Origin of the sequence: Eubacterium sp. AF16-48, from assembly GCF_003479405.1 — a bacterium.
Lineage (GTDB): Bacteria > Bacillota > Clostridia > Lachnospirales > Lachnospiraceae > Eubacterium_G > Eubacterium_G segne.
Genome location: NZ_QUHB01000007.1, coordinates 70,825 through 84,878, shown reverse-complemented (window position 1 = coordinate 84,878; position 14,054 = coordinate 70,825). Strand labels below are relative to the sequence as shown.

General features: G+C 34.9%; 12 protein-coding genes. All 12 read left to right on the top strand.

Going from position 1 to position 14,054, the window contains the following annotated elements; genetic code table 11:
• Positions 1–567, top strand: a 567-nt coding sequence (locus DWW68_RS13600) for a hypothetical protein (protein WP_199669482.1), incomplete at its 5' end; no start/stop codon positions are given.
• A gap of 84 nt (positions 568–651) precedes the next feature.
• A complete protein-coding gene (locus DWW68_RS09040; protein WP_118589464.1) occupies positions 652–1,482 on the top strand; it encodes a hypothetical protein in 831 nt (276 codons plus the stop codon).
• A gap of 130 nt (positions 1,483–1,612) precedes the next feature.
• On the top strand, positions 1,613–2,734 hold the full coding sequence (locus tag DWW68_RS09035; RefSeq protein WP_118589463.1) for a glycosyltransferase: 1,122 nt from the start codon (positions 1,613–1,615) through the stop codon (positions 2,732–2,734).
• Positions 2,735–3,691, top strand: a complete 957-nt coding sequence (locus tag DWW68_RS09030; protein ID WP_118589462.1) for a glycosyltransferase family 2 protein — start codon at positions 2,735–2,737, stop codon at positions 3,689–3,691.
• A 39-nt stretch (positions 3,692–3,730) separates the two neighbouring features.
• Positions 3,731–5,968 (top strand): glycosyltransferase, encoded by a 2,238-nt coding sequence (locus tag DWW68_RS09025; protein WP_118589461.1) that lies wholly within the window; start codon positions 3,731–3,733, stop codon positions 5,966–5,968.
• 12 nt (positions 5,969–5,980) lie between these two features.
• Positions 5,981–7,276, top strand: a complete 1,296-nt coding sequence (locus DWW68_RS09020) for a glycosyltransferase (RefSeq protein ID WP_118589460.1) — start codon at positions 5,981–5,983, stop codon at positions 7,274–7,276.
• A 37-nt stretch (positions 7,277–7,313) separates the two neighbouring features.
• The gene (gene glf / locus DWW68_RS09015) at positions 7,314–8,417 is read left to right on the top strand and encodes a UDP-galactopyranose mutase (RefSeq protein WP_118589459.1); all 1,104 of its coding nucleotides are present in this window, start codon (positions 7,314–7,316) and stop codon (positions 8,415–8,417) included.
• A 139-nt stretch (positions 8,418–8,556) separates the two neighbouring features.
• Complete coding sequence (locus DWW68_RS09010; protein WP_118589458.1) at positions 8,557–11,007, top strand: hypothetical protein; 2,451 nt, start codon at positions 8,557–8,559, stop codon at positions 11,005–11,007.
• 97 nt (positions 11,008–11,104) lie between these two features.
• The gene (locus DWW68_RS09005; RefSeq protein WP_021952278.1) at positions 11,105–11,647 is read left to right on the top strand and encodes an ECF transporter S component; all 543 of its coding nucleotides are present in this window, start codon (positions 11,105–11,107) and stop codon (positions 11,645–11,647) included.
• Positions 11,648–11,660: 13 nt separating this feature from the next.
• The gene (locus DWW68_RS09000; RefSeq protein WP_118589457.1) at positions 11,661–12,788 is read left to right on the top strand and encodes an alanine--glyoxylate aminotransferase family protein; all 1,128 of its coding nucleotides are present in this window, start codon (positions 11,661–11,663) and stop codon (positions 12,786–12,788) included.
• A gap of 137 nt (positions 12,789–12,925) precedes the next feature.
• Positions 12,926–13,477, top strand: a complete 552-nt coding sequence (locus tag DWW68_RS08995; RefSeq protein WP_118589456.1) for a chromate transporter — start codon at positions 12,926–12,928, stop codon at positions 13,475–13,477.
• Positions 13,474–14,043 (top strand): chromate transporter, encoded by a 570-nt coding sequence (locus tag DWW68_RS08990; protein ID WP_118589455.1) that lies wholly within the window; start codon positions 13,474–13,476, stop codon positions 14,041–14,043. The genes DWW68_RS08995 and DWW68_RS08990 overlap by 4 nt, the downstream gene beginning before the upstream one ends.
• Positions 14,044–14,054 lie beyond the last annotated feature (11 nt).

The following is a 14,054-nucleotide window of genomic DNA, read 5'->3' as shown; positions in this document are numbered from 1 at the left end:
CAGATTAAGACAATTAAAAAAAATAAATATTCCTTTAAATTTGATAAAAGAAAATTATGCAGGGTAAAAGTAAGGGCAGCGAAAAAAGTAAATGGCAAAACCGTATTTAGTGACTTTGCCAAGAAAACATTAGATTATGGATTGACTAATGCTGACAACTGGTCTGATGCATATAAGGTTATGCATAAATACCTGAAAAACAATAATCAATATATGGGGCGAAAAGGAATAAGATGTTTTTATTTACTTGAAGATAAAGGGGTATGCTTTATTAGGGTAAGGGATTACGATGAACCTGGTGTGGGTAATGGTAATTTGTATCGGCTAATGTGCATAAGAAAAACAGTAAATCATAACACGAAGGTTCGTAAAAGTTATAATGTAAAATTCGAGATGAGATGTGATTATGAAGTACCTGCATTATACGGGAAGATGCTTATTATGAAAAACGGAAAAATAATTTTAAAAATCAAATCTGGAAAGCTTGTGAATAAAAAACTGAAGATACGAAAAAGATATAGAATAGTATTGAAGGAGTTAGATGAAGACAGCAAGCTACTCTATTAATTAGCTGGCAAGAGAGAGCAAATTCATACGGTGATGTAGGGAGGGCACTACGGTACAAGAGAGTTGGATAGGAGGATTAGTTTTATGAAAAAAAGAATATTAAAGACAATACTAGTATTATTGCTCGCAATCTCAACATTGTTGGACAATGTGCAGCCAATTTATGCGGTAGAAAACAACCAGAACACAAGTCAGCCGGAAAACACTGACACTTATGCAGAAAATGTGGAACCTGTCAAGCCGGTTATTACCTTAAAGAGAAACAATAAGAAGGTTATGGTTACTATAAAAAACTGGCAGGAAAATACCAGATATCAGGTTTACGTGAAGAAAAGGGGTAAATACAAACAGATTAAGACAATTAAAAAAAATAAATATTCCTTTAAATTTGATAAAAGAAAATTATGCAGGGTAAAAGTAAGGGCAGCGAAAAAAGTAAATGGCAAAACCGTATTTAGTGACTTTGCCAAGAAAACATTAGATTATGGATTGACTAATGCTGACAACTGGTCTGATGCATATAAGGTTATGCATAAATACCTGAAAAACAATAGTCAATATATGGGGCGAAAAGGAATAAAAAACTTTTACCTATATGAAGATAAAGGGGTGTGTTTTATTAGGGTGAGGGATTATGATGACATTGGTATTGGTAATTGGTATTGGCTGGAATACATAAAAAAAGTCGCAAATCACAATACAAAAGTTCATCAAAGTTATAAGGTGAAATTTGAAATGAGGAGTGAAAGAAAAATATGTGCATTATACGGGAAGATGCTTATTATGAAAAACGGCAAAATAATTTTAAAAGTCAAATCCGGAAAACTTGTGAATAAAAAACTGAAGATACGAAAAAGATACAAAATAGTATTAAAACAGTTAGATGAGAATAGCAAGATTGATATTTATAACTAATAAATGATAACCTCAGGGGAATTTCATAAGAGAAATTCCCCGATTTTATGCCTATTGTAAGGAATGGTGGGCTATGATATAATCGTAAGAATGAGCAACAAAAAGAAAAAAACAGAAAGAGGATAGTTAAATGCCTAAAGTATCAGTGATAATACCAACATATAATGTTGAACCATATTTAGTAGAATGTATGGAGAGCATTACAAGACAGACATTAAAGGATATAGAAATCATTTGTATTAACGATGGTTCTACAGATGGTTCATTAAAAATTCTTCAGGAATATGCAGCAAAAGATGACAGAATTAAAATAGTAGATAAAGAAAACGGCGGATATGGAATAGGAATGAATATCGGTCTTGATATGGCTACAGGAGAGTATATAGGAATATTAGAGCCGGATGATTACGTGGCAATCACCATGTATGAAGATTTATACAAGGTGGCAAAAGACAGTGACCTTGACTTTGTAAAGGCGGATTTCTACCGTTTCCAGAGGGGTGAAACAGGAAATATGTATCTGGTGTATAATCACCTTTCAAAGAATCCGGAGGATTATAATAAGTTATTTAATCCAAGTGAAACTCCGGAGGCACTTCTTTACATTATGAATACGTGGAGTGGAATTTATAAAAGAGACTTTATTGAAAAATACGGTATCAGACATAATGAAACTCCGGGAGCGTCCTTCCAGGACAATGGATTCTGGTTCCAGACTTTTGTATACGGAAAGCGTGCTATGATTATAGATACGCCTTACTATAGAAACAGGAGAGATAACCCTAATTCATCAGTTAAAAATCCTGAAAAGGTTTATTGCATGAATGTTGAGTATGACCATATCAGAGACATTCTTATGAAGGATGAGGAAATATGGGAAAGATTCAAATATATGTACAGCGTAAAGAAACTTCACAACTATTTTGCCACAATTAGAAGAATTAGTGATGAGTTTAAAGAAGAGTACATTGGAAGAATAAGTGAGGAATTTAAGCGGGCGCAGGTTAAAGGCGAACTGAAAGAAGAAGTTTTTGACGAAAAACTTTGGAAACAGTTACAGCTTCTTATGGCATCACCAAAGAAGTTCTATCATGAGTTTGTTATTGAACCACAAATCAGGGCAAATGCAAATCCTGATGAGGATATGAGAAGAAAATTAGATGACATAAAAAATTCTACTACTTATAAGGTAGGAAAGGCATTAATGTATTTGCCTTGCCACGTTAAGGAACTCATTAAAAGAGGTAAATAAATGGATAATATTAAGGTTTCGGTTATTCTGCCGGTATATAATGGAGAAAAATATATAAAAAAATGCATGGAGTCTCTTATTAGTCAGACTTTAAAAGAAATAGAGATTATATGTGTTGACGACGGCTCCGTTGATGGAACGTTGGAAGCTTTAAAGGAATATGAGAATTTAGACAATGTTACGGTTATTACACAGGAAAATGCAGGTGCCGGAGCTGCCAGAAATAAAGGAATGTCATATGCTAAAGGTGAGTATCTTTCATTTTTAGATGCAGATGATATTTTTGAAAAAGATATGCTGGAAGTGGCATATAATAAGGCTGTAGAAGATAAGGCAGATATGGTGGTATTTAATTCTGACCAGTATTACGAGGAAACGCAAGAGTACAAAAAGGCTGACTGGACTTTAAGATATGCAAAGATACCTCCATACACACCTTTTAAGCACAGACAAATGACAGACAATGTTTTTAAGGTTTTTGTAGGCTGGGCATGGGACAAGCTGTTCCTAAAGGAATTTGTGGACAGATATGCCTTAAAATTTCAGGAGCAGAGAACCAGTAATGATATGTTTTTTGTGTTTATGGCAACGGTGCTTTCCAACAGAATTACTGTTGTACCAAAGGACAAAGTTTTGGTTCATCAGCGGAGAAACAATGCAGTTTCCCTGTCTAATACAAGAGAAAAATCATGGCAGTGTTTCCATGAGGCTCTTAAAAAACTGAAACAGGGACTTGTGGAACATGGCATATACAAAGAAGTGGAGCAGGATTATACAAATTACGCACTTCACTTTAGTTTGTGGAATCTTAATACAGTTTCCAAAACAGTATATGATGATATGCTTAATAAATTAAAAAATGAATGGTTTACGGAGTTTGGAATTACAGGCAAGCAGGAATCATATTTCTATAACAAAAAAGAATATAATCAATATATGAAATTAATTTCAGAATAAATGAATTATACCTGAATGCAGGAGGATTTTAAGTAACAAATGAAGGAAAATATAAAGGTTTCTGTTATTATACCTATGTATAATGCCAGAGAACATGTAAGGGAATGTCTTGACAGTTTAACAAATCAAACATTAAAAGAGATAGAAATTATATGTGTTAATGATGGTTCCACAGATGATACTCAAAGTATTTTAGAAGAGTATGCCAAAAAAGATGAAAGAATAGTTATTTTAAATCAGGGAAATTTATATGCAGGAGTTGCAAGAAACAATGGAATGAATCACGCATCAGGTGAGTATCTTATCTTTTTAGATGCAGATGACTTTTTCAAACCTGAAATGCTTGAAAAAATGTACAACAAGGCGGTTTCCCATAAGGCAGATATCTGTATTTGTAGCGTTATTGCATATAGCGAAAGGGATAAAGAATATAGAGAGTCCAATCATTATTTAAGAGAAGACCTTCTGCCGGAAAATGTTCCTTTTTCACCTAGAGATGAAGAAATAAGGGACAGTCTTTTTCAGATGACTATTCCTGCACCATGGAATAAATTATTTAAAAAATCCTTTATTAATCAGGAAGGAATCACCTTTGACACCCTAAAAAGGGCTAATGATTTATATTTTTCATATCTGGCAATGGCAGTTGCTGAAAGAATTACCGTTGTAAGTGACAAGCTTGTAAACTACAGGGTAGATTTGGAAAGCAGTCTTCAGGGAACCAATAAGGGTGGAACTTTGGAGTTTTTTACCGCTTTAAACCATCTGAAAAATGAACTGGAAAAAAGAGATTTATGGGAAATATTTGAAAAAACATATATAAACAGGGCTCTTAATACATGTCTTTTTAATTTAAACAAATGTGGTACAAAACAGGCATATGTAAGAGTATATAACAAGTTAAAATACAATATTTTTTATACTTTAGGAATCCTTGAACACTCAAAGTCGTATTTTTATGTTAAAAATCAATTCTCCATGATGGCAAGAATTGTTGAAAGAAAAGCAGAGGATTTGTGGGAAATCCTGCAACAGGAGGCTTTAGCCCAAGTTAAGCTGGCGCCTTATGTGAATTTGGAGGAGTGGACAAGACCTGAAATTACTGAAAGTAACTTTAAATACAAGGTATCTGTAATTATACCGGTATACAATGTGGAACAATATATTGGTGAATGTTTAGATTCCGTTATTAATCAGACGCTAAAAGAAATAGAAATTATATGTGTCAACGACGGTACACCTGATAATTCAGTGGAAATAGTAAAGAAATATCAGGAAAGAGATTCACGAATTAAGCTTATAAATAAAGAAAACGGCGGGTTATCTTCTGCCAGAAATGCAGGGATTAAGGCTGCAACAGGAGAATATATCCTGTTTTTAGATAGTGACGACACCTTGGATAAACAGACGTTAGAGTATCTTTATTATGAATGTAGAAAAGACAATTTAGATCAGATGTTCTTTACTACTAAGGAACTGGAAAATTGTGATGGTACAACAATCAGGGATGATCAGTATATAAGAAAATATGATTATTCAGGAATTTTCACAGGACCTGAAATATTTGGAAAATGGGTGGATAATGCAGAGTTTAAGCCTTCTGCATGTCTTCAGATAAATAGAACTGAGTTTTTAAGGCAAAACAATCTGGTATTTAAAGAGGGAATTATTCACGAGGATAATCTTTTTACCATACAGTGTCTGTATTTTTCTAAAAGGGTAAGATATGCAAATGCAAGATTTTACATTAGAAGGGTAAGGGAAGATTCCATAATGACAGGAACCCAGAACTTCAAACATTCCCTGCATTTGTACTATATTATTATGGAACTTGAGAAGTTTGCTTTTAAGGAAAATGTTAAGCAAAACAAAAACTATTATGACTCTCTTTTAGTTCAGATGGAAAGAATATTAAAGGTGGCTGCGGACTATATAAAGGACTCTGATGAAGAGGAATTAAGTCAGTATATTTATTCCCTTAATGAAGAGGAAGGCATTAATTTCTACAGCTGTGTTGGAATTTTGTCAGAACTTAGAAATTCAAACCGTGAGCTGTCAAAACGTGCCAGAAACATGGAAGAAGACTACAGAGTTTCAAGGTTTAGAAATTACATGCAAGGCAAGAAAAAAGAGAAGGAAATAAATGCCGTAAAAGAAAGCTTCCGGAAAAACAGTGAAATGCAGATATCTCACATTAAAAATTCTGCAACTTTCAAAATGGGAAAGGCAATTACCTTCCTTCCGCGGAATATAAAGAAATTGTTTAAAAGAAATTAGCGAGGCTTATATATGGGAGTTTTTCGGGATAAAATAAAAAAAATATCTTTTGTTACAAAAGTATATCGTAATATAAGTGGTGCAGATAAGCGAGAAATAATGGCATTGCTTAAGAAAAATCTCGCTGCTCAGGAAGAAAACCGGAAACTTGTTGAAAGGGTAATTTCACAGCAGAAGCTAATTAAGGAAAAATTGGCACAAAGTGAAACAATCCGTGAAGATGTTATAAATGAAGTGACAGATTTAAATAGGGAAGCGGAAACAAAAATCGCTGAATTGTTAAAAAATGCGGAGCAAAATTTGACAAAATCTGTTGACAAGATTTGGAAGAATTATTATGCTGAACTTGTACGCCGTGATTACTGGAAGGTTAAACCTGAAGAAATAAAACGCATGGCAGGAGACAGAAAAATCTGGATTATAAAATGTCCTGCACCGGATAGCAATGCAAAGGCAGGCTGGGGGGATTTTTATTTCGCCAATTCATTAGCTAAAAATCTTGAAAAATTAGGAATATATCCGGTGGTGGATTTGTACGAAGATTGGTCTTGCGAATTAATGGCAGATTGTGTTATAGTTCTCAGAGGCTTGAAGAAATATCATCCTGACAGAAGAAATGCAAAATGCAGGTACATTATGTGGAACATTAGTCATCCGGATAATATAAGTAAGGATGAATATGAATTATATGATGCAGTGTGCATTGGTTCAAGATATTATGCAGACAAGCTTAAGGAAGAATTAAGTGTGCCTGTTTATTCTTTGGAACAGTGTACAGACACGGATTTATTTTATCCTGAGGCATCAGACAAAAAGCATAATTACATTTTTGTGGGAAACTCCAGAGGAGTTCCAAGGGAATGTGTAATGTGGTCAGTGGATATGAGACTTCCTATAGAAATATGGGGAGGCGGATGGGAGCCTTTTTTAGGAAAGGATTGCCCAAATGTGGTTGGGATAAATGTTCCAAACGACAGACTTCCTGACTTATACAGAACGTCTTACGCCACCATTAATGACCACTGGGATGATATGTTAAAATATCAGTTTATTAATAACAGGATTTTTGATTCAGTAGCCTGTGGACTTCCTGTTATAACGGATTATTGCGAAGATTTGTATAAAATCTTTGGCGACAACATTCTTTATTACAGAAATGAAGAGGAATTCAGACAATGTATTTTAAAACTTGAGGATAATTATCCTGAAATAAAGAAAAATACATTATCAATGTGGGATATGATAAAGAAGGAATATTCTTTTGAAGCCCGGGCAAAACAACTTTTGGATATTGTAAAAAATAATTAATGACAATATAAATTATTTAAAAAATTAGGAGGACTACATGAGTAAATACGATTATCTTATAGTAGGAGCAGGACTGTTTGGAGCAGTTTTTGCCAATGAAGCAACAAAGGCAGGAAAAAAGTGTCTCGTAATTGACAAGAGAGACCATATTGCAGGAAATATTTACTGCGAAAAAATTGAAGGTATAAATGTTCACAAATACGGAGCACATATCTTCCACACCAGCAACAAGAATACATGGAATTATGTAAACCAGTTCGCTGAATTTAATAATTACATTAATTCACCTGTTGCCGTATACAAGGATGAGTTATATAACCTTCCTTTCAACATGAACACGTTTAGCAAAATGTGGAATATTAAGACACCTAAGGAAGCTCAGGCTATTATTGAGGAGCAGAAGGCTGACTTAAATATTACAGAGCCTAAAAACTTAGAGGAACAGGCACTTTCATTAGTTGGTAAGGACATTTACCAGAAGCTTATTAAAGGTTACACAGAGAAGCAGTGGGGAAGAGACTGTACAGAACTTCCTTCATTTATTATTAAGCGTCTTCCACTTAGATTTACCTTTGATAACAACTATTTCAATGACAGATTCCAGGGAATCCCTATGGGTGGATACACACCTATCGTTGAAAAGATGTTAGAGGGTAGCGAAGTAATGCTTAACACAGATTACTTCGAGTTTATTAAGGATAATGCTGATATTACAGACAAAGTTGTATATACAGGTATGATTGATGAATACTTTGGATTTAAGTTAGGCCATCTTGAGTACAGAACAGTAAGATTTGAGACTGAAGTTCTTGATGAGGAAAACTATCAGGGAAATGCAGTTGTAAACTACACTGAAAGAGAAGTTCCTTACACAAGAATTATTGAACATAAGCATTTTGAATACGGAAAACAGCCAAAGACTGTTATTTCAAGAGAGTATTCTTCAGAATGGAAGCCGGGCATTGAGCCTTACTATCCTATTAACGATGAAAAGAACGGAAACCTTTTTGCTCAGTACAAGGAATTAGCTGATAAGGAAGAAAATGTTATTTTCGGCGGAAGACTCGGAAATTACAAGTATTATGACATGGATAAGGTAATTGAAGCTGCATTAGAATGTGCTAAGGAAGAGTTAGCATAGTTTGAATAAATAATACTAAACTAACTACGTAGAAAATTGCAGGTTATAGATGTAACCTGTAATTTTTTATATTACAGGTTTTATAATTGGGATAATTCCTAATTTAAAATAAATAAAAAAGAAAGAAAGGGTAAAAATTATGAAAGGAAGATTATTAAAAGTTACCAGCGGCATTTTAGCCGTAGTTATGAGTTTTTCCTGTATTGGCAGGATTAATTTGCCGGTTGTGGCAGAGGAACACACAGCACACATTATAGAGGCAGGGGATTCCTATGAAGGAAATCCATTAAAGGGGATGTTCCCTTTTAGTGAAAGTAATGTGGCAATTCCACATAGTTTGGAATGGTTTTATATGCCTGTAAAGGATGTACAGACAGGAATGAATGAGTTTGACTGGAGCAAATTTGAAAAGAAATTACAGGAAACAGCATCAAGAGGACATCAGGCAATTGTAAGATTTTATTACGATTATCCGGGGGAAGAAACCGGTGTACCACAGTTTTTAATAGATGGTGGTCTTAATATGAGATATTACAATGAGCCGGGAGATTTAGGAGGAGCAGGATATTGTCCTGATTACGAAAATAAAACATTTAGACAGTCTATGAAAAATTTTATTGAAGATTTTGGTAAAAAGTACGATGGTGACGGAAGACTGGGATTTATAACTCTTGGACTTTTAGGATTTTGGGGGGAATGGCATAATTGGCCGTTTAATGGCTCAGATTCCACTAAGGCCAACTGGAGTATATCAACTACTGTCTACAAGGAAGTTTTAGATGCATTTGATAACAGCTTTAATAAAACGCAGTTAGTTGTAAGGGAGCCAAAAGATGGAATTGATTTTAGCAAATATGATGTAGGATATCATGATGATTCCTTTGGATACGCTACATTGTCAAAGGCAAATGGCGGTCAGTCATGGAGTTTTTGGCAGAAAGTAAAAAATGGAAAAGATCAGAATAAGTGGATGACCAATTGCATTGGAGGAGAGGTGTACCCTCCAAGTCAAAATGTAATATTTTCAGGAGTCACACCGGAAGAAGGGGGATTTCAGGACTTTGACAAATGTATTGAAGAAACCCATGCATCATGGATGATTTGTGCAGCAATAAGAAAGTATAGTGGAGTTACATTAGAAAATGCCAGAAAGGCATCTGTGAAAATGGGATATGACTTAAGGGTTTCTAAGGCTTATTATGACAATATAACTACAACGTCGCCTTTATATCTTAAGGTTGATATAAAAAATATTGGTGTGGCACCATTTTATTATAATCATGAATTGTGGCCGGTGGAAATTGGAATTAAAAAGGGAGATAGTGTTGTAAAAACATGGCGAACTACATGGGATTTGTGCGATATTGCAGCAGATGGAAAGGATTATTCTTTTGAGGATGTTATAAATAATCCGGACTTAGAAGCAGGTGACTATTCTATAGGAATTAAGGTTATAAATCCCGTGGAAAATGGCAATATTTTAGGATTTGCCAACAAAAATCAGGGAGCAGACGGGTGGCTTAATCTTGGAGATATACGCGTTACCGAAAAAGGCAGTGAAAGGGAAACATCCACATCTAAATTGCCGGAAGAAACTACTGTAAAGCCACAGGAAACAACTACAAATAATCAGGAAACCACAACTGTAAACAGACCGGAGGAAACTACAACAGCCGTACTGTCCATTTCAGCGACGGAAAATGATGGAAATATAAGCTGCCACATAGAAAACAGTAGTGGATGCACATATTCACAATTATACATAGATGCCGATAATAATATTAACACAGGATATAAGAAGGAAAATGCAGGTTTTGAATACATGGTGGAAAATGGAGTACTATATTACCATGCTTCAAATGACAGTGATTGGGGATGGAGTGAAGTTTCAGGTGCCGGTATCAAAGTTACTAAAACTGAAAATGAAATGGAAATTAACATAAGTAAGGATAGTCTTGGAAGCATATCAGAAGGCGCAAAAGTATGGTTCAAGGCACTAGATGCATCATGGAATGTTATGTCAACTACAACTGTGGAAGAAATTCAAAAGAATTTATCAGATAAAATTGTTATATCAGATGATATGGAAATTAACGGCTATCAGATAAGTACAACTCTTGGAGGAATGAGAACGGTTTATTCATTAAATGACACCGTAGAGGGACAGGAGGTATCAGAGGTAGGTTTAATATATGGATTAGGAGAAAAAGAAAATATTGCTTCTGATATGTTTGCAAAAACAGACAGCAACAAGGTTTATGTTTCAAAAGGTACAGAAGAAGTAGGAAGATTTTCTAATACATTTAGCAAATCACGAAGCTACGCAATGACAGTGCTATTTGCAACAGATATGGTAGAAGAATTTACTACAAACTATTGTGTTCGGGCATATGCAAAACTTAAGGATGGGACATATGCATACACAAATGTTTATCAGTACAATGTATATGATATAGCAGATAAACTGTATCAGGGTAAGCAAATGAACAACTATAATGCCCATAATTACTTATATGAGAATATTCTAAAAAAAGTAAAAAAAGATTATGAAATAATAGATTACGATTGGAGCGTAACTGTTACAAAATAAAACTGGTATTATAAATATGACAAAAATTGACTATACAGAAAATACCAGAATGTGAATATAATAAACCCCACAAGTACATATGAGAGGAGTATTCACAATGAAAACAAACAGTGTAACAGAAAAAACGTTTGGAAGAGAGCAGATTATTCGTATTGTTATAGCAGCAATCGCCATAGCATTAACTTATGTGTTTACGGCTTTTGTAAACATTACATTGCCTATTGCAATAAATGGTGGTCTTATTCACCTTGGAAACGTGCCACTTTTCCTTTTCGCAATTTTATTTGGTAAAAAAGTAGGAGCATTAGCCGGAGGTATTGGAATGGGATTGTTTGATTTATTATCCCCTTGGGCTATATGGGCACCTTTTACATTAGTAATTGTTGGATTAATGGGATTTGTAGTAGGTCTTATTTCAGAAAAGAAAAAAGGCTTCGGCTGGAGCGTATTTGCAATGCTTATGGCATTGATAATTAAAATAGTAGGATATTATTTTGCAGAAGTAATTATTTATGGGAACTGGGTTGCACCGTTTACATCAATACCCGGAAACATTATTCAGGTATTTGTTGCAGCAGTAATAGTTATGATAGTTATTGAGCCATTAAAGAAAGCTAAAAATTCATTAATGCCTCAGTAGGATTGGAGAATAAATGTACAAAATAATGACACCGGGGCCTACACAGGTAAAGGAAAATGTCAGAATGGCAAGAAGCCTTGAGTGTACAAATCCGGATTTAGATGAAGGTTTTGTTGAATTTTATAAAGAAACCTGTGAACTTATAAGCAGTCTTTTAGGAACAAAAAACGAGACCCTTATATTAGACGGTGAAGGTATTTTAGGATTAGAGGCAGCTTGTGCCTCCATGACTGAGCCGGGAGATAAGGTTTTAGTTCTAGACAATGGCATTTACGGAAAAGGATTTGCAGATTTTGTGTCCATGTATGGTGGAAAGCCGGAGCTTTACACAGTAGATTACAAAAACACTATTGACGTGGCACAGTTAGAGGAATACCTTGAAAATCATCATGATTATAAGTACGCAACGGTGGTTCATTGTGACACCCCTAGCGGAATGTTAAATGATATTTCAAAAATCTGTCCTTTATTAAAGAAATACGGAATAATGACAGTTGTGGATTCAGTTTCAGCAATGTTTGGAGAGCCTGTAAATGTAGATGAATTTAAAATTGATATTTTATGTGGAGGTTCCCAGAAGGCAGTTTCCGCACCTCCGGGACTTACATTTGTTGTGGTAAGTGATGATGCCAAAAAAGCAATAGATAACAGAAAAACACCTATAGCATCATTTTATGCTAACTTAAAGGTGTTTGAGGGATATTACGAAGCAAAATGGTTCCCATATACCATGCCAATAAGTGATATTTATGGACTTAGGGCAGCCTTTGACAACATAAAGGCAGACACCGAAATGCTTAAGAGACATGAGGTAATTGCTAATGCCTGCAGAAAAGCCATAACAGAAGCAGGTTTAAAGCTTCACTTAGAGTCAGGTTTTTCAAATACCGTTACAGTATTTGATGTGCCAAAGGAAACTACAGCCGGTGACATTTTAAAAGTAATGAGAGAAGATTACAACATTATGCTGGCAGGTTCCTTTGATGAACTGGCAGGACAGGTAATCCGTATCGGACACATGGGCTCAAATGCCAATTTAGATGACATGAAGGAAACAATGGATGCATTAAATGAAACACTAATTAAACTTGGTGTGGATTTAAAGGGCAACATTGGAGAAATATTTAAAGCAAATATTTAATTTAATATAATTTTATGATACCGGTTTGGTTTGGAAGGTGATTTGCAATAGTCAATGAAAAACGGAACCGGTATTTTATTTTAAAATGACAGCAATTGAGGTATACTAGCCATGGAATAAAATTAAAGGAAAAATTCATGGGTAATAGAAATATATTAAAATTATTGTTATCGTTTTTGAAAATAGGTTTGTTTACTTTTGGTGGCGGATATGCCATGATTCCGTTAATACAGCGGGAAATGGTTGAAAAGCACCAATGGATTACTTCTGACGAATTATTGGAAATGGTGGCAATTTCAGAAAGCACACCGGGGCCTATTGCAGTAAATATTGCAACTTTTGTGGGATACAGAGTAGGGGGAATCTTAGGTAGCTTTTGTGCTACTGTGGGAGTAATTCTTCCGGCTTTCTTTATTATAGTGGTGATTTCCCTGGCAATTAAAAAGTTTGAAAACCTCAAGATGGTACGTTACGGGTTTATGGGAATCCGGGCAGGAGTTTTGGCACTTATATGTAAGGCATTAGTAAGTATGTACCGGGAATGTGGCAAAAATCCATTTTCATATATTGTAATGGCAGCAACTTTTATTTTAGTGGCTTTTCTTAATGTTAATGTTTTGACGGTTTTAATTATGTGTGCCGGGGTAGGACTTATCTATTATTCAGTAATAAGGGGGAAGACTAAATGACGCTATTAATAAAACTCTTTATTACTTTTTTTAAAATCGGACTTTTCACCTTTGGGGGTGGATATGCCATGCTTCCAATGATTCAGGAGCAGGTTCAGACCAACGGATGGATTACGTCTCGGGAATTAGTTGATTTTATTGCTGTAAGCGAAAGTACACCGGGACCTTTTGCCATTAATATTTCAACATATATAGGTATGGAAAAAGCAGGAATACCGGGAGCTTTGTGTGCCACTGTAGGTGTGGCATTACCGTCGTTTTTAATAATCATATTTGTGGCTAAATGTTATGAAAAGTTCAAAACAAGCACAGTGGTAAAAGGATGTATGACAGGGTTAAAGCCGGGAGTAATAGGACTGATAGCAGCTGCGGTAGTATCTGTGGCAACCACTGTATTTTTCCCTGACGGTATTAAAAAAGTGGTGCTGCAAACTCCGGAAATATATATTTCTGCAGCAGTGTTTTTAATTATGTGCTTTTTGGCTTTTAAGAAAAAACATCCTATATTAATCATATGCCTTTCAGCGGTAATTGGGATTGTAGCAGGGAATTTCTTTGGACTGTAATTCATTAGAGG